Annotated in this window: 17 protein-coding genes; 10 read left to right on the forward strand and 7 right to left on the reverse strand. The window is 70.1% G+C overall.

From position 1 onward, the window contains the following. The first annotated feature begins 119 nt into the window (after nt 1-119). The 6 genes from ACFV2X_RS24385 to ACFV2X_RS24410 all read left to right on the forward strand — a co-directional run bounded on the left by ACFV2X_RS24385 (nt 120) and on the right by ACFV2X_RS24410 (nt 5,826). Nucleotides 120-488, forward strand: a complete 369-nt coding sequence (locus tag ACFV2X_RS24385) for an STAS domain-containing protein (protein WP_385619900.1) — start codon at nt 120-122, stop codon at nt 486-488. Nucleotides 489-682: 194 nt separating this feature from the next. After that, nucleotides 683-1,192: an ATP-binding protein gene (locus ACFV2X_RS24390; protein ID WP_385619902.1), complete on the forward strand. Its 510-nt coding sequence runs from the start codon at nt 683-685 to the stop codon at nt 1,190-1,192. Between the two features lie 281 nt (nt 1,193-1,473). Continuing rightward, a complete protein-coding gene (locus tag ACFV2X_RS24395) occupies nt 1,474-2,184 on the forward strand; it encodes an LPXTG cell wall anchor domain-containing protein (RefSeq protein ID WP_385620027.1) in 711 nt (236 codons plus the stop codon). Nucleotides 2,185-2,360: 176 nt separating this feature from the next. Further along, a complete protein-coding gene (locus ACFV2X_RS24400; RefSeq protein ID WP_385619904.1) occupies nt 2,361-3,338 on the forward strand; it encodes a hypothetical protein in 978 nt (325 codons plus the stop codon). Between the two features lie 53 nt (nt 3,339-3,391). Next, a complete protein-coding gene (locus tag ACFV2X_RS24405) occupies nt 3,392-4,462 on the forward strand; it encodes a hypothetical protein (protein WP_385619907.1) in 1,071 nt (356 codons plus the stop codon). A gap of 62 nt (nt 4,463-4,524) precedes the next feature. Beyond that, nucleotides 4,525-5,826, forward strand: coding sequence for a hypothetical protein (locus ACFV2X_RS24410; protein ID WP_385620029.1), 1,302 nt, complete (start codon nt 4,525-4,527; stop codon nt 5,824-5,826). A 92-nt stretch (nt 5,827-5,918) separates the two neighbouring features. Here ACFV2X_RS24410 and ACFV2X_RS24415 read toward each other — a convergent pair whose 3' ends face one another. Then, a complete protein-coding gene (locus ACFV2X_RS24415; protein WP_385619910.1) occupies nt 5,919-7,448 on the reverse strand; it encodes a peptide MFS transporter in 1,530 nt (509 codons plus the stop codon). Between the two features lie 222 nt (nt 7,449-7,670). Between ACFV2X_RS24415 and ACFV2X_RS24420 the strand changes: the two genes are divergently transcribed. Further along, the gene (locus ACFV2X_RS24420; protein WP_014177112.1) at nt 7,671-8,351 is read left to right on the forward strand and encodes a response regulator transcription factor; all 681 of its coding nucleotides are present in this window, start codon (nt 7,671-7,673) and stop codon (nt 8,349-8,351) included. 49 nt (nt 8,352-8,400) lie between these two features. After that, nucleotides 8,401-9,696: an ATP-binding protein gene (locus ACFV2X_RS24425; RefSeq protein ID WP_385619912.1), complete on the forward strand. Its 1,296-nt coding sequence runs from the start codon at nt 8,401-8,403 to the stop codon at nt 9,694-9,696. A gap of 32 nt (nt 9,697-9,728) precedes the next feature. On the opposite strand, the gene ACFV2X_RS24430 is transcribed toward ACFV2X_RS24425, so the two are convergent. The 6 genes from ACFV2X_RS24430 to ACFV2X_RS24455 all read right to left on the reverse strand — a co-directional run bounded on the left by ACFV2X_RS24430 (nt 9,729) and on the right by ACFV2X_RS24455 (nt 15,026). Continuing rightward, complete coding sequence (locus ACFV2X_RS24430) at nt 9,729-10,241, reverse strand: GtrA family protein (protein ID WP_385619914.1); 513 nt, start codon at nt 10,239-10,241, stop codon at nt 9,729-9,731. A 145-nt stretch (nt 10,242-10,386) separates the two neighbouring features. After that, the gene (locus tag ACFV2X_RS24435; RefSeq protein WP_385619917.1) at nt 10,387-10,773 is read right to left on the reverse strand and encodes a hypothetical protein; all 387 of its coding nucleotides are present in this window, start codon (nt 10,771-10,773) and stop codon (nt 10,387-10,389) included. Between the two features lie 25 nt (nt 10,774-10,798). Beyond that, the gene (locus ACFV2X_RS24440) at nt 10,799-12,397 is read right to left on the reverse strand and encodes a peptidoglycan-binding protein (protein WP_385619920.1); all 1,599 of its coding nucleotides are present in this window, start codon (nt 12,395-12,397) and stop codon (nt 10,799-10,801) included. Nucleotides 12,398-12,411: 14 nt separating this feature from the next. Then, a complete protein-coding gene (locus tag ACFV2X_RS24445) occupies nt 12,412-12,780 on the reverse strand; it encodes a hypothetical protein (protein WP_385619923.1) in 369 nt (122 codons plus the stop codon). A 135-nt stretch (nt 12,781-12,915) separates the two neighbouring features. Further along, entirely contained in the window at nt 12,916-13,461 is a 546-nt protein-coding gene (locus tag ACFV2X_RS24450; protein WP_385619926.1) for a protease inhibitor I42 family protein, read from the reverse strand. A gap of 2 nt (nt 13,462-13,463) precedes the next feature. After that, on the reverse strand, nt 13,464-15,026 hold the full coding sequence (locus ACFV2X_RS24455) for a peptidoglycan-binding protein (RefSeq protein ID WP_385619928.1): 1,563 nt from the start codon (nt 15,024-15,026) through the stop codon (nt 13,464-13,466). A 235-nt stretch (nt 15,027-15,261) separates the two neighbouring features. Between ACFV2X_RS24455 and ACFV2X_RS24460 the strand changes: the two genes are divergently transcribed. Together ACFV2X_RS24460 and purE are read left to right on the forward strand one after the other, a co-directional pair. Beyond that, the gene (locus tag ACFV2X_RS24460; RefSeq protein WP_385620031.1) at nt 15,262-16,404 is read left to right on the forward strand and encodes a 5-(carboxyamino)imidazole ribonucleotide synthase; all 1,143 of its coding nucleotides are present in this window, start codon (nt 15,262-15,264) and stop codon (nt 16,402-16,404) included. Next, entirely contained in the window at nt 16,401-16,934 is a 534-nt protein-coding gene (purE, locus tag ACFV2X_RS24465; RefSeq protein WP_014177103.1) for a 5-(carboxyamino)imidazole ribonucleotide mutase, read from the forward strand. Before ACFV2X_RS24460 ends, purE begins: the two co-directional genes overlap by 4 nt. The last annotated feature ends 36 nt before the right edge of the window (nt 16,935-16,970 follow it).

Below are 16,970 nucleotides of genomic sequence, written 5' to 3' on the forward strand. Positions count from 1 at the left end.
GTCCATGTTGTCCATATTTGGCGAGTTATGTGGAATGTTCAGCTACCGGAGGGCGTGGAGAAGGCGTAATGTTCGATGCGCGCAATCGAAAGCAACGAGACGCCAGAAGAGGTGCTCACATGGACCGCCAGATGGTCGGCAGCGCAAGCAAGGGCCGACTGCGGGTCGAGGTTCGGCACCATGGGGCGAGCGCGGTCGTGACACCGGCGGGTGAGCTGGATCACCACACCGCCGAGGCGTTGCGCGAACCGCTTGAGGCCTGCGTGGAGGAGGGGCATGCGCGGCTGGTCGTGGACTGTTCCAGGCTGGAGTTCTGCGATTCCACCGGGCTCAACGTCCTCCTCGGCGCCCGTCTGAAAGCCGAGGCCGAGGGCGGCGCGGTCCATCTGGTCGCGATGCAGCCGGTCGTGGCGCGCGTGTTCGAGATCACAGGCGCGGAGGCTGTCTTCACGGTCCATGACTCTCTGGATACGGCGCTCGTCGAGTAGCGCCGGCCCTTCTGCTCCCGGTGTTTTCCGGGTGCCTCTTCGGCGCGTCAGCGGTGCGTAGTCCTCGTCACACGAGACGTTCGGGGGAAGTGGGTGTTCTCACGCTTTCGCCGGGCAGGAGACAGGCTGAAACTGTTGAAAAGATCAGGTATTCCTTGTCCCTGAATCGGTGAATCGGTGAGGTGAAGCCGCTGATGAGCACCACCCGGCCGTACCCGCCGGGCGACCGTGGCCCGGAGCCGGACGGCCCCGCCGCTTCGGCCACCCCAGCGGTGACCCCACCCGTCGGGCATATCCGTCAGCTCCGCAGGCTCCACCTGATCGGGGCCAGCGGCGCCGTGCCGCGCGCCCGCGACTTCACCCGCGAGGCGCTGCGTGACTGGGGCTGGCTGCCGGCCGTGACGGCCGATCAGCGGGCCGCCGCCGAGGATGTCCTGCTCGTCGTCTCCGAGCTCGTGACCAACGCCTGCCTGCACGCCGACGGGCCCGAAGAGCTGCGCGTCAGCTGCTCGGCGAAGGTGCTCCGGCTCGAAGTGGTGGACCTCGGCTCGGGCACCCCCGCCCCCCGCACCCCGCACCGCGCGGGCCGCCCCGGGGGCCACGGCATGTTTATCGTGCAGCGGCTGTGCCTCGACTGGGGGGTCGTACGGAACACCGACGGCACCGGCAAGACGGTCTGGGCCGAACTGGCCGCTCCCTCCTGACGTTTGAGGGCGCCATCCCTCGTTCACCCCTCGTCCACACCTGACAATCCGGCGGACACGGGCCCGCGGAGAGACCCGGTTTCCGTATCTTCACCCGCTTCGCGCCGAACCGGCGCGCACTTTGTCTTCCCTCGACAAGGTCCCCGGCGTACTGTCAGCGCCCGATCTGATGTGTCGTCAGTAACATTCGGCTGCGGCACTTGACGAGAGGGGATCTCGAGGTGTCCCACACAGAACGCCACGCGGTCGGCCGTGGCGCAGCCCTCGCGCTCGCCGCCGCCATGGCCGGTTCGGCGGTACTCCTCACCGCCCCGGCCGCGCAGGCCACCACCGTGGACGTCGACTACAAATGCAAGACGCCGATCGGTGACAAGAGCGCCGTGTCGCCCATCGACATCAAATCCGTGAAGAGCGGCAGCGCGTACAAGCTCACCATGTCCTTCCAGAAGGGCGTCTCCTCCAGCCCCGTCGAACTGGGCAAGGGCGCGATGCATCCGAGCGCGCTCATCAAGCTCGGCGGCGCGGAGACCGGCACGCTCCAGGTCTCCGGGCCCCCCAACGCCGAGGCCATCCCCGCCAACACTCCCATCAAGATCACCGATCTGACGGGCACGTACACCCCGAAGAAGACCGGCAAGGTCACCTTCACCGCCTCGACCCTCACCATCAAGGCGCTGGGCACCACCACGACCTGCACCCCGGGCAACAACCCGGGGCCCTCGCTGACCCTGGACGTCACGGGCGCGGGCGGCTCCGGCGGCAGCGGCGGTTCGGGCGGCTCGGACAGTACGGGCGGCTCCGACAGTACGGGCGGGAGCGGTACGAGCGGATCCGGCACCAGCGGCGCGCAGACCTCCTCAGGCGGCAGCCTCCCGCAGACCGGACCGGCCGACTCCGCGGTCGCCCTCGGCACGCTCGGCGCCACCGTGGTCCTCGCCGGTGCGGCCGGAACGCTCTGGCTGACCCGCCGCAGGCGCCCGCACCGCGCCTAGGCCGGCGGGCCGCGGGGCCGTCGGACGCATACGTACGTACGGACGCACGGGCGCATCACACCAGCGCACGGGCGCCCGGAAGCGAAGGACGCTCGGTCCGCCTCGGGCGGCGGGCCGGTCCTTCGCCGCCCCGCGGCCACGCACGAGCACGAGCACCAGCACCCAAGGAGCCGCCGATGCCGTCTCGTATCCGCGTATTCGTCCGCGCGGCTTTGCCGGTCGCCGCCGTGCCCGCCATCGCCGCCGCGCTGCTCACCGCGCCCGCCACGGCCGCCGGTCCTGACTGGTCCGCGAGGCCCGCGGCCGGTGGTACGGCCGGGCCGGGCGCGGGCGACCGGACGTACTTCTATCTGGAGGGCGGGCCGGGCAGCGCGCTCCAGGACCGGCTCTCGATCGTCAACCGCGGCAAGCGGCCCCGTACCGTCCAGCTCCGGCCTGCGGACACCGCCCCTGGCGCTCCATCGGGGGCCCGGAGCAGCGGCGCGTGGATCTCGCTCGCAGCCAAGCGGGTCACGGTCCCGGCCCGCACCCGTGCCGACGTCCCCTTCACCCTCACCGTCCCGTCCGAGACGCCGCCCGGCGACCACCCCGGCGCCATCGTCGTGACCGGCGGCGGCCGGGAGGTCCGGGTACCGGTGCATCTGCGGGTCAGCGGGTGGGCGCTGGCGGCGATCTCCGTCGAGGACGTGAAGGTGGTCAAGGCCGGTGGCGGGGCCGCCATTCACTACGCGCTCGTCAACCGCGGCAACACCGTGCTGACGCCCCGGCTGGCGGTACGCGCCGACGGGCTCTTCGGCGAGGTGCTGCGCCGGGACGCCCGCACCCTGCCCGTCGAACTGGCGCCGGGCCGCCGGATGCGGCTCACCGAGAAGTGGCCGGACGCGCCCGCCCTCGACTCGGTGGACGTCACCCTCACCGTCACCGCGGCGGGCGGCGCCCACGCGGCCGGCTCCGCCGGTTACACCGCCGCGCCCTGGGGCGTTCTGGCCGGGGCGGCGGCCCTGGCGCTGGGCGCGGTCGCGGGCGGCGGCGCCTGGCTGCTGCGGTGGCGGCGCGGCCGCCACCGCGCGGGAGACGGGGACGGCGACGCGCCCGCGGAACCGGCGCGGGAGGCACGGGAACCAGCAGGCACGGGGTCAGGAGCAACGAAGTGACAGGCCGTACGGACAGCCAGCCGACCCCGCGCTCGGCACCCACATCCACATCAGTGGCGAAACCACGCCGTCCGTTCGCCGCGCTGTTGGCCGTGTTCACGCTCGTCGTGCTCGCGCTGGGCGCACCGCCGCAGGTCCCGGAGGCCGCCGCGGCCGACGGCCCGACCGCGACGGTGTCCAAGGAAGAGGCGGGCGCGGGCGGCACGGTCACCGTGAGCGGCCAGGGATGGCGGCCCCGCGCCCTGCTCATGATGCTCATCTGCGGACAGAACATGATCGGCGGCACCAACTCCTGCGCCAACTCCGACGGCAGAGCGGTCACCACCGACGCGAAGGGGGCGTTCCACAAGAAGCTCCCGGTCACCGAGCCGCCCAAGCCCTGCCCGTGTGTCATCCATGTGGCGACCGTCACCGGCGAAGCCGCCTACGACGATGTGCCGTTCCGGGTCGCCGGACATCCGGTCGCGCCGCTGCCCAAACAGGAGGGGACCGGGGGCGAGCGGCTGCGGGCGCTGTCGGCGCGGCTCGACGGGTCGAGCGGGCTGCTCACCTGGTTCGGCGCGCCCCCGCAGCGCAGCCTGGTGGTCACCATCGCCAACCTCGGCTCCACCCCGACCCGCGACCCGGTCTTCCAAGTCGGCACCTCCCACGGCGTGTTCGCCCCCTCCTGGGAGGAGCAGCAGTGGCGGGGGACCATAGCGGCCGGGAAGAAGGCGCAGGTCAAGCTCCCCGTCGAACTGTCCGCCGGCGCGCACGGCGACTATCAGGTGTCGCTCAGGTACGGCAAGAAGGTGCTGGTCGAACAGCCGTGGACGGTGGGGCGGCCGTGGGGCGTCACCCTCTTCTGGATTCTGCTGTGCGTGGTGGTCCCGGCGGCGGTCTTCCGCATCGGCATGGCCGTCGTGGACAAGGTGCGGCCACGTACGGCGGTGGTCGCGGCGCGCGGCGGCGGCGAGGACGGCGGCGGCGCGCTGCCCTGGTTCACCCCGGACACCCTGCCGGACGGCGCGCTGCCGCAGACACAGACGCTGACGCAGAGCGCGCAGAGCGTACAGGGCACACAGACGCAACACCTTTCCGCACCGTCCCAGGAGAACCGACCGACCCCGAAAGGATCGACGTGAGTACGCAACGAAGAGTGGGCGCGGCAGCGGCCGCGCTGCTGCTCGGCGGTGCGGGCGTGCTGATGGGCGCGGGCACCGCACGGGCGGCCGAGGTCTCGTACGCGACCGAGTGTCTGCCGCCGCCGATCTCCGGCCTGCCTCCGGTGGAGGGCACCACCACGGTGGACGTACAGGCCCCGGCGACGGCGAAGGTCGGCGACGAGGTCGAAGTGGTCTGGAAGACCGTGCAGGCCGCCTCCAAGAACCCGCCGATCCTCGACCTCGAGGAGAACACCGTCAAGCCGACCGGCACCATCACGGTGGGTGGAGCGCAGACGGGCGAACTGGCCATGGAGGGGCCGCGGGAGAACCCCGCGATCCCCAAGGACAGCCCGATGAAGCTGTCCGATATGAAGGGCAAGCTCAAGCTGACACAGGCGGGGGAGGTGACGCTGACCCCGGGTGCGTACAACATCAACGTCAGCAAGCCGCTGTCCACGGACACCAAGTGTTCGGCGAAGGAGGCGGTCAAGGCCGCGGCCACCATCAAGGTGACGGGCAGCGGCGGCACCACGACGGGCGGCTCGACGACCGGCGGTAACACCACGGGTGGCAACACCACCGGCGGTAACACGACGGGCGGGAACACCACCGGGGGCAACACCACGGGCGGTAACACGACCGGAGGGAACACCACCGGCGGCGGTGGCGGCGGCGACTCGTACACCGGCAAGGAGGTCCAGGTCGCGTACGCCTGCAAGACCCCCATCGGCGACAAGAACGCCACCTCCCCGGTCCAGATCAACGCCGTCAAGAACGGCGGGAGCTTCGATCTGACCGTCAAGTTCGGCAAGTCCGTCATGGACAGCCCGGCCGACATCCCCGCGGACTCGGTCAAACCGTCGATGGACGTCAAGGTCGGCGGGGCGGACAAGGGCACGGTCGCGGTGACGGGCCCGACCAACAAGGGGCCGATCAAGTCCGGCGACCCGATCGAGATCCCCGACCTCACCGGCACCTACAAGCCCGGCGCGAGTGGCAAGTCGACGCTCACCCCCGGGGTGCTCACGGTCAAGGCGCTCGGTACGACGACCACCTGCACCCCCGCCAAGGACACCCAGGTCTCGCTTGAGCTGGACACCACGGCCCAGTCCAACGGCACCTCGGGCGGCAACAGCAGCGGCGGCAACGGTTCCAGCGGCAGCGGTTCCAGCGGTGGCGGCACCACGTCCAGTGGCGCCTCCACCAGCGGCGGGCTGGCCGAGACCGGCGCCAGTGACCACGGCGGCCTCAAGGCCCTCGGGCTGGTGGCCGGTACGGCCATCCTGCTCGGCGCCGCCGTCTTCACCCTGACCCCCTGGCGCAAACTGCGCGGCACACGCTGACGTACGGCGCGTAAGCGAGGCGCGTACACACGGCGCGTACGCGAGGGGCCCGGCGCGATCACCGCGCCGGGCCCCTCATGTGCGTATACGCCTCAGTGGACGTCGGCCATCAGCCGTACGACCTTCTTGCGCTGGAGATAGATCGCGACACCGGCCACCGCGGCCACGGCCGCCTCCAGCGCGATGATCCCCACACCGCTCAGATCGACCCCCGCGATGGACAGCAGACCCGTGGTGCAGTCACCCGCGGTGACGGCCAGGAACCACACGCCCATCATCTGGCTCGCGTACTTCGCGGGCGCCATCTTGGTGGTCACCGAGAGCCCCACCGGCGACAGGCACAGCTCGCCCATGGTCTGGATCAGATAGATCGACACCAGCCACATCGGGCTGACCGTCGTACCGTCCGAGGCCATCCCCATCGGGACCACGAAGACGAAGAACGACGCGCCGATCAGCATCAGGGCCAGGGAGAACTTCGCCATCGTGCCCGGCTCCCGGCTGCGCCGGGCCAGGGCCAGCCAGGCCCAGGCGAAGACCGGCGCCAGCGCCATCACCATCAGCGGGTTCACGGACTGGAACCAGGAGGACGGGAAGTGCAGGCCGAAGATGGTGTCGGCGGTCTTGGTCTCGCCGAAGGCGGACATCGTCGAGCCGCCCTGGTCGTAGATCATCCAGAAGACGGCCGCGGCGACGAAGAACCAGATGTAGCCGCTGACCTTGGTCTGCTCGACCGGGGTGAGCTCCTTGTCGCGCTTGATGCGGACCAGCACACCGGTCGGGATGATCAGGCCGAGGATGGTGATCGGCACCAGCGCCCAGTTGAGCGTCCAGTGGCCGGTGGCCACCACCACGGAGTAGAAGACCGCGGCGACGACCAGCCAGATCAGGCCCTTGCGCAGCCAGGCGGTGCGCTCCGCGACCGCCAGCGGGGTCGGCACCACGCTGCTGCGCGGGCTCAGGTGGCGGGTGCCGATCAGAAACTGGGCCAGGCCAAGCGCCATGCCGAGCGCGGCGAGCGCGAAGCCCAGGTGCCAGCTGTAGCTCTGGCCGATGGTGCCGATGACCAGGGGCGCGGCGAAGGCACCGAGGTTGATGCCCATGTAGAAGATCGTGAAGCCGCCGTCCCGGCGCGGGTCGGAGGGGCCGTCGTAGAGGTGGCCGACCATCGTGGAGATATTGGCCTTCAGCAGGCCCGAGCCCAGGGCGACCAGCGCCAGACCGGCGAAGAACGTCGCCTGGCCGGGTACGGCGAGCGCCAGGTGGCCGGCCATGATGATGCCGGCCGCGATGGCGACCGTCTTGCGCGGGCCCCAGACGCGGTCGCCGAACCAGCCGCCCGGCATGGCGAGCAGATAGACCATGGCCAGGTACACCGAGTAGATGGCCACCGCGTTGCCCTCGGACAGCCCGAGGCCGCCGCCCTGACTGCCGTGCTTGGCGTCCGGGCCCCCGGCGATCAGATACAGCACGAGCAGGGCGCGCATGCCGTAGAAGCTGAAGCGCTCCCACATCTCGGTCATGAAGAGGGTGGCCAGGCCGCGGGGGTGGCCGAAGAAGGTCTTGCCGCCGTTCACAGGGTTCTCCTGTCCGGCCGCGTCCTTCGTCAGGCTGGACGCCATGGTGATTCCTTGCGGGGGGTTACACGACGAGGACCTTCGGCGCTGATTTGCGGCCAAAGGTCCCGGAAAGTTGCTACGGACTCGTTGTCACCATACGACACGCCATGCTCGGCAATGACCGGATTGAGAGATAGCTCACGCATGGCGTGTGCAACCTTTTGCGCTCCGTCCGTAGTCCTGTGCGCGCCCCGTGCGCGAACCTGGTCGGACTACCATCACCCCATGACCCGAGTACTGCTCGCCGAGGATGACGCATCCATCTCGGAGCCGCTCGCCCGCGCCCTGCGCCGCGAGGGGTACGAGGTGGAGGTGCGGGAAGACGGACCGACCGCGCTCGACGCCGGTCTGCAGGGGGGCGTCGATCTGCTCGTCCTCGACCTGGGCCTGCCGGGCATGGACGGCCTGGAGGTCTGCCGCCGGCTGCGTACGGAGGGCCATGGCTTCCCCGTGCTGGTGCTCACCGCGCGGGCGGACGAGGTGGACACGGTGGTCGGCCTGGACGCCGGCGCCGACGACTACGTCACCAAGCCGTTCCGCCTCGCCGAGCTGCTGGCCCGGGTGCGGGCCCTGCTGCGGCGCGGCGCCGTCGAGACCCAGGCGCAGCAGCCGGCCACCCACGGGGTGCGTATCGACGTCGAGTCGCACCGCGCCTGGATGGGCGACGAGGAGCTTCAGCTGACCGCCAAGGAATTCGATCTGCTGCGGGTCCTGGTCCGGGACGCGGGGCGGGTCGTCACCCGTGACCAGCTGATGCGCGAGGTGTGGGACACCACATGGTGGTCGTCGACCAAGACGCTCGATATGCACATCTCCTGGCTCCGCAAGAAGCTCGGCGACGATGCGGCCAACCCCCGGTACATCGCCACCGTGCGCGGGGTCGGGTTCCGGTTCGAGAAAAGCTGAGAGAAGCTGAGAGAAGTCGAGAGACATCTCAGCGTGACACGGTAGGACCATGCGCCGTCGCTTGATCAATTCCACGCTCGCCGTGGTGCTCGTCGTCATCGCCGTCTTCGGCCTCTCACTGGTCATCGTGGAGACCCGGACCATCGAGGACAGCGCCCAGGAGAGCGTCGACTCGGACGCGGTGCGCCTGGTCAGCATCGTCGACAGCAGGCTGCTGGGCGGCGAGGGGGTGACCCCCGCGGTGCTGCGCGAGCAGATCGAGCCCGGTCGCTACGCCGTGATCAAGATCCCGAACCGGGATGTTCTGGAGATCGGCAAGCGCCCGAACGGCAGCGTGATCTCCTCGCAGGAGCGGGGCGAGCAGGGCGAGACGGTACGGGTCGAGGCGTCGCGCTCGACGGTCAGCCGGGAGATCGGCCGCACCATGCTGATCATCCTGGCGGTGGCGCTGCTCGCCGTGCTCGCGGCCGTCTTCCTCGCCGTACGGCAGGCACACCGGCTCTCCGCCCCGCTCACCGACCTCGCCGAGACCGCCGAGCGGCTGGGCTCAGGGGATCCGCGCCCCCGCCACCGGCGCTACGGGGTGCCGGAGCTGGACCGGGTCGCCGATGTGCTCGACTCGAGCGCGGAGCGGATCGCCCGGATGCTCACCGCGGAGCGCCGGCTGGCGGCCGACGCCTCCCATCAGCTCCGTACGCCGCTGACCGCGCTGTCCATGCGGCTGGAGGAGATCACGCTCACCGACGACCCGGAGACGGTCAAGGAAGAGGCCACGATCGCGCTGGCGCAGGTGGAGCGGCTGACCGATGTGGTCCAGCGGCTGCTGACCAACTCGCGGGACCCGCGGACCGGCTCCGCCGTGGCCTTCGACCTGGACGAGGTGGTCAAGCAGCAGATCGAGGAGTGGCGCCCGGCCTCGCGCAGCGAGGGCCGCGCCATCGTGCGGTCGGGGAAGAAGGGACTGCGGGCGGTCGGCACCCCGGGGGCCGTCGCCCAGGTGCTCGCCACGTTGATCGAGAACTCGCTGATGCACGGTGACGGCACGGTCGCGCTGCGCACCCGCGTCACCGGCAACCAGGCGGTGGTCGAGGTGTCCGACGAGGGGCCCGGGGTGCCGCCCGACCTGGGCGCGCGGGTCTTCGAGCGCACGGTCAGCGGGCGCAACTCCACCGGTCTCGGGCTCGCCGTCGCCCGCGATCTGGCGGAGGCGGACGGTGGCCGTCTGGAGCTGCTGCAGCAGCATCCGCCGGTCTTCGCGCTCTTCCTGAGCCGGGAGGGCGACCCGGGTCGCGAGGCCGGTCGGGGCCGCGAGACCGACCCGGGAGCCGGGTCCGACACCGCCTGAGCTTTTCGGACGGGGCTGCTTCCGGGCCGGGGCTACTTCCGGGCCGTCGTCTGGTCGTGCGCCTCGGACAGGAAGGACTCGGCGGTCTCCACCGCCTCGCGGGCGGGCAGCGCACGGAACACCCAGGTGCGGTAGGACCAGAACCGGAAGAGCGTGGCGATGCCGATGCCGACGAACTTGAACACGTTGTTCTGCAGCTGGCTGTCCCAGCCGAAACCGTACGTCGCCGTGTAGAGCACGCCGTTCTCGATGATCAGGCCGACCGCGCTGAACAGCAGAAAGAGGGTGAGCTCCTTCGTACGCCCCTGCTTGTCGCGGTCCCGGTAGGTGAAATATCGGAACCCCACGTAGTTGAAGGCGATGGCGACGATGGTCGCCGCGATACTGGCCCGCACCGTGGGCAGCTCGGTGAAATGGCTGATCAGGTTGAAAACGCCCAGGTTGACCAGGACACCGGCACCGCCGACGGCGCCGAACTTGAGGATCTCATGGGCGAGTTGATCCACTCGTGCGCGCAGCCTGCCGATCGTGCGCTGTTCACTCATGGCAACTACTCAGCCCCGTCCGATCGGCATCAACAACACCGACCCATGCTAACCAGCGGCCGGAGCGCCCGCCCGTCGGTGTTGCAGAACCGGCCTTTTATCACCGAACTGTCACAGGCCGCGCACCGTCACAGGCGGTGCACTGTCACAGACCGCCACGGGCGCGCAGCCGCAGCTCCAGCACCGCGGCCACCGCCTCCAGCCACCGCGCCACGATCTCGTCCTCCGCCACGCCCTTCACCATGGGTGCGGCCGTCCCCAGCCAGTCGCGCGCCAGCGCGCCCGCCTCGGTCCCGGGCAGCGGTTCCGGCAGCTCCGAGGCCATCCGGGTGCCGCCGCGCCGTACCACCTCCGCGAGGTACGCCACCGACCGCGGCTGCACCTCCAGCCGCTCGGCCCCGAGCGCCGCGGCGATCGCCCCGTCCCCGAAGAGCGCGGCGCGGTGTGCGCCGCCGAACATCATCCCGTAGCGGATCATGAGGGCGACGTCGAGGGCGAGCAGCTCCTCGTCGGTCATGTTCTGGTGTGTCATGAGGTCTCGCTCAGGGTGGTGCTGGTCACTTCGGCAGGTTGTATTGGTAGGCCCCCGGCAGGCGCTTGTCCGAGGCCTTGTCCATGTGGTTGTTGATGAAGTCGTCCTCGCTGACCCAGGTGGTGAACCCCCAGGGGTTGTAGACCTCCAGTTTGTCGCCCTCGTGGCCCACGATCATCATCGCGTGCCCCACCCGGACCCGCTCTCCGTCGACGGTGTCGAACCCCTCAACGCCGATCGGGACGGGTTTGCCCTCGTCCACCGCCTCCTCGATCAGCGGCAGGGCCTCGCGCCGGGAGTCCGGGGTGCGTACTTCGCGCTGTTCATAGGCGGAGCCGGTGTGCGGTGCGATCTCGTCGTTGATGACCTCGTCCTTGCCGGTCAGGTCCATGCCGCCGTCCGGGAGGGGACGGCCGTCGCCCTCCTCGTGGACCCGGATCTGCTCGTTGAGCAGCCGCTTCTTGAACGCGGCGGGGCTGTCGTACGCCGGGTCGCCGGGGTGTCCGCCGGTCGTCAGCCGCAGCGTGTAGACGGGGTCGACCAGGGCGCGGGCGGCGACGGTGGACGAGGACACGCAGGTCCCGTTGTCCCCCTGCGTCCACTGCGCCCCCTTGGCGCCGGGGACGTCGAACTCGGACGCCAACTCGAGGCCGACCCTGGTGTCCCCGCTGGTGTGGAACGGCGCGAGGTGTTCGCGCAGCCAGGTCGTGTCCCGGCCGTGGATGTCCTCGCCGAAGGACCGCAGCGTCTTGATGTCGTACCCGGCGGCCAGGGCCTTCATCAGATACGCGCTCTCCTGCGGGGACTTGGCGCGGGAGATCAGCCGGTCGAACTCGGCCTGGTCCTGCGCGCTCATCTTGTCCCTGAACTGCGCGGAGCGCTTGAGTTCGTTGGAGCTGAGGATCTCGTTGAGGTTCGCGGGGCCGCCCGGATCGGCCGCGTCGGCGATGACCAGCCGGTCCGCGTCGGTGAGGCCGTCCGCGGTGACCCTCCGGGTCCGGGCCTGTGCGGCCAGCTTGTTGAGCTTGTCCGCCGCCTTCTTCCCGCCCTCCTTGGCCCGGTCGTCCGCCTCGATCAGGAACGTGATGCCGTCGAGGGTGGCCTTCTTGGCTTCCCGGAGCTGTTCGCGATCGCTGAACATGCCGCACAGCGACTTCCCGTAGTCCAGCGCGACGCGCGCGTATTCGTCCGTCGCCTGCGCCGCCCCGATGTCGATGGCGAGCTGCTTCAGCACCGGTACGGCCTCCCGGAGCTTTTCGGCCGTCTCGTCGGTGGTCCGCGAGGCGGCGCCCACGACCTCGCTCGCCTTCTCCCCGGCCGTGCCCACCCACACCGCGGGCAGTCCGGCCTTCGCCACCTTGCCCAGGTCGCCCTGCGCGGACTCCAAGAGCTCCGCGGCCTTTGTGTAGCTGGCCGCGACGCCGTCGATGTGGTCCGAGTCGCCGGCGGGCTTCGGAGTGTCCCGTGCCTTGCCGATCGCGTCGGACAGCTCCGAGCAGAACCCGATCGCCGCGAAGCCCTCGTCCTCGACCTTCAGGGACTGTACGTGCTTGTGCAGCGCGTCCAGCTTCTGCCGCTTGGTCTGATCCTGTGGCTTCTGCTGCGTCTTGTCGTGCCCGGCCATGTGCGCCTTGCCCCTCAGGAGTTCTGCGAGTAGCGGTGGATAGCGCTGAAGTCGCTCTCTCTGGCGTGGTCGGTTCCGCGATACGCCTTCGAACTGACCCCGATCTTCTTCTGCAGCTCGCGCACCGCGCCCTCAAGGGTCTTGCACTCGGCGATCCAGGCGTCGGAGAAATCGTTGAAGGCGGGCGCGGCCCCGTACTCACCGAAGTGCATCAGGGAGGAGGGCAGTTCGAGGAGTCCGCCGAATCCGGGGAACCCGCCGCCCTCGTCGCCCTTCTCCAGCAGCCCCTTGGCCGCCTTGATGTCGTCGGCGGCGAGCCCCAGGCGCTCCCCTTGGCTGAGCGCGCCGCCGTGCTGGATGCCGAGGTCCTTGTCCTGTCCCATGAATGACTCCCCCGAGGAAGTGGACGCGGTGGGCCCGCGTCCGCGTCAAATACGGCCGAATCCTAACCATCGTGACTGAGACCGGGACGGGCGGGCCGGACTGGCGGGCCATGGGCGTCGTCCCGAAACGCCGGATCAGCGCACGGTCACCCGGTAGGTGACGGTGCGGGGAAGGTCGGGGGAGTAGCCTCCGGCGGACTTGTCCGTGCCGAAGGAGTTGGCGAGGACGATCCGGGTCTCTCCGGCCTTCAGCGCCTCGAAGGTGAAGTACTTGGTGTGGCCCCCGCCGATGAGTTCCTTCTCCCGGGCGGTCTGGTACGAGCTCTCGCCGATCTTGCGCAGCACCGCCGCCGACGGGCCGGGCTTGGCCACGCTCCAGTCGGCGCGCGCGGAGATGTTCTGCCGCATGGCGATCGAGAACCGCTCGCCGCGTTTGACGGTGATCGGGCCCTCGGTGCGGTCCAGGTCCTTGGAGTCGGCCCGGTCCTGGTGGACCGTGCCGAGGCCGGTGGGCATCGGGTCGGAGGACGGGGAGGGGGAGGACGAGGGCGGGGCCGAGGTCGAGGATGACGGGGGGCCCGTGGACTTGGCGGGGGAGCCGTCGTCGGACTGGCAGCCCGCGGCGCCCAGCGCGAGGCCGGTCAGGAGCAGGGCGGAGGTGCGACGGGTGATGGTGCTCATGATCACTTCGGCAGGTAGACGGAGTAGGCGGTCGGGTAGTAGCCGTTGTTCGTGTAGCCCATCCTGTTGTGGACGAAGTCGTCCTCGGTGATCCAGGTGGTGGTGCCGTTCGGGTTGTAGACCTGGAGTCTGTCACCCTCGTGCCCGATGATCATCATCGCGTGGGCGCGGGTGGCGCCGGCGCCCTCGACGTCGACCGGGACGGGCACGCCGTTGTCGATGTGCCGCTCGATCTCGGCCAGCGACGCTTGGCGCTCCGCGTTGTTGTCCAGCTTCCGTTCGGCGTAGTTGGCGCCGGTGTGGCCGCCCACCTCGACGTCGTTGACGTGCTGCTGGCCGTAGGGGTTCATCCCGCCGTCGGGAAGGGGATCGCCGCCGCCCTCCGCGTGGACGCGGTTCTGCTCCTGCTTGAGGCGGTCGGCGAACGCGATGGGGTTGTCGTACGCGGGGTCGTCGGGGCGGCCGCCGGTCGTGAGCTGGAGGGCGTACAGGGGGTCGACCATCGCCCGGGCGTTGACGGTCGACGAGGCGACACATGTTCCGTCCGGACCCTGGTCCCACTTGGCGCCCTGGTAGTTCACATAGTTGGTGCCGGATTCGGTGCTCTGGATGACGACCGGGGTGAGGCGGTCGCTCAGCCACTGCGGGGGCCGGCCGTGGATCTGCTGGGCGAAGCGGTCGACCTCCCTCAGATCGTGTCCCGCGGCCAGGGCCTTCATCAGATACGCCCGCTCCTGCGGGGACTTGGCGGAGGACAGCAGCCGGTTGAACTCCGCCCTGTCGTGCGCGTTCATCTTGTCCATGAACTCGGAGGACCGCTTGAGCTCGTTGGCGGTGAGGATCTCGTTGAGTTCGGCGGGGCCGCCGGGGGCGGCGGCGTCGGCGAGAACGAGTTGGTCGGCGTCGGTGAGCCCGTCGGCGGTGACCTTCCGGGCCCGGGCCTCGGACGCCAGCTTGGTGAGCGCCTTCTGGGCAGCGATGCCGGCCGACTTGGCCTGGCCGGCGGCCTCGCTCATGAAGGAGACGCCGTCGAGGATGGCGGTCCTGGCCTCGCGCAGCTCGTCGGGCGGCATGATGAAGTCGCCGTTGTTCAGGATCGACGCCGCGACGTCGAGCGCGGTGAGCCCGTAGTCGTGCCTCGCCTGGGCCTTGCCGATGCCCATGGAGAGGGCCTTCAGTACGGGTACGGCCTCCTGGAGCTTCTGGGCCATCTGATCGGCGGAGTACGAGGCGGCGTTGATGACCTCGCTCGCTTTCGCCCCGGCGGTGCCCACCCACACGGCGGGCAGCCCGTCCTTGGCGACCTTCCGCAGATCGCCCTGGGCCCTGTCCACGATCGCGGCCGCTTTTCCGTAGCCCGCCGCGACGCCGTCGATGTGGTCCGGGCTGCCGTGCGGCGCGGAGAACTCCCGCGCCTCGGCGATCGCGCCGGCCAGGTCGGTGCGGACCCTCATCTGATCGTCGAATGAATCGGGGTCCACCCGGATCGCCTGGACGCGCTTGTGCAGCTTGTTCAGCCCGTCCTGGTTGTCGGTGAACTTCTCTCTCAGCCTGCCCGTCGTCATTCGGCTTCCCCCCGTAGGACGCGCGGCAGGTCCACGTCAACCGTGCTCGGCAGGTCCATGTCGAATGCACGGAAATCATAACGTCGTGGAGGAAGATCCAATAGATCCGCCGAGGCGGGCCCCTGGATCCGCCGGGGTGGGCCCTGGATCCACCGAGACGGGCCCCGGATACGTGCCCCGGGGCCCGTCTGGCCGGGAAGCTACCCTTGGGGGCGTGACATTCCCGGTAGTCGGCATGGTCGGCGGCGGCCAGCTCGCCCGTATGACCCACGAAGCGGGTATCCCGCTCGGCATCAGATTCAAACTGCTCAGTGACACCCGCCAGGACTCGGCGGCCCAGGTGGTCAGCGACGTCGTGGTGGGCGACTACCGCGACCTGGAGACCCTTCGTGCTTTCGCACAAGGCTGTGATGTGGTCACCTTCGATCACGAACATGTCCCGGCCGAGCATCTGCGCGCCCTGGAGGCGGACGGCGTCGTCATCCGCCCCGGCGTCGAGGCGCTGCTGCACGCCCAGGACAAGGGCGTGATGCGGGAGCGGCTGCGTGCGGCCGGGGTGCCCTGCCCCCGCCACCGCATCGTGGCGGACCCCGCGGACGTGGAGCGGTTCGCCGCGGAAGGGCTGGGCGGGGCGGCGGGAGAAAACACAGGTTTTCCGGTCGTTCTGAAGACGGTCCGCGGCGGCTACGACGGCAAGGGGGTGTGGGTCGTCGGCGACGCCGAGGAGGCGGCCGAGCCCTTCCGCGCCGGGGTGCCGGTGCTCGCCGAGGAGAAGGTCGACTTCGCCCGCGAGCTCGCCGCCAATGTCGTACGGTCCCCGCACGGCCAGGCCGTCGCCTACCCGGTCGTCGAGTCGATCCAGGTGAACGGGGTCTGCGACACGGTCATCGCCCCGGCCCCCGGGCTCAGCGAGGAGCTGTCCGGCCAGGCCCAGGAGATGGCGCTCAAGATCGCGGCGGAGCTCGGGGTCGTCGGCCATCTCGCGGTCGAGCTCTTCGAGACCCGGGACGGGCGGCTGCTGGTCAACGAGCTGGCGATGCGACCGCACAATTCCGGCCACTGGACCCAGGACGGTGCCGTCACCTCCCAGTTCGCCAACCATGTGCGCGCCGTGCTCGACCTGCCGCTCGGCGACCCGCGCCCGCGCGCCACCTGGACCGTGATGACCAATGTGCTCGGCGGCGACTTCCCCGATATGTACACCGCCTATCTGCACTGCATGGCCCGTGACCCGGCCCTGAAGATCCATATGTACGGCAAGGACGTGAAGCCCGGCCGCAAGGTCGGCCACGTCAACACCTACGGCGACGACCTGGCCGACGTGCGTGAGCGCGGCCGCCATGCCGCCGACTACCTCCGAGGGACCATCACCGAATGAGCAGCCCCAGCGCCCCCGTCGTCGGCATCGTCATGGGCTCCGACTCCGACTGGCCCGTGATGGAGGAGGCGGCGAAGGCCCTCGACGAGTTCGAGATCCCGTACGAGGTGGATGTCGTCTCCGCCCACCGGATGCCGCGCGAGATGGTCGCGTACGGCGAGAACGCGGCGCCCCGCGGCCTCAAGGCGATCATCGCGGGCGCCGGCGGCGCCGCCCACCTCCCGGGCATGCTGGCCTCCGTCACCCCGCTGCCGGTGATCGGCGTGCCGGTTCCGCTCAAGTACCTGGACGGGATGGACTCGCTGCTCTCGATCGTCCAGATGCCCGCGGGCGTGCCCGTGGCCACCGTCTCCGTCGGCGGCGCCCGTAACGCCGGGCTGCTGGCCGCCCGCATGCTGGCCGCCCACGACCCCGAACTGCTCGCCCGGATGCGCGACTTCCAGGAGGAGCTGAACGAGCAGGCCACGCAGAAGGGCAAGCGGCTGCGGGCCAAGGTGGAGAGCGCGGGGTCGTTCGGCTTCGGGAAGTAGCGGACTTCGGGACGTAAACGGACTTCGGGGAGTAAC

Origin of the sequence: Streptomyces sp. NPDC059679 (assembly GCF_042734105.1) — a bacterium.
Classification (GTDB): Bacteria; Actinomycetota; Actinomycetes; order Streptomycetales; family Streptomycetaceae; genus Streptomyces.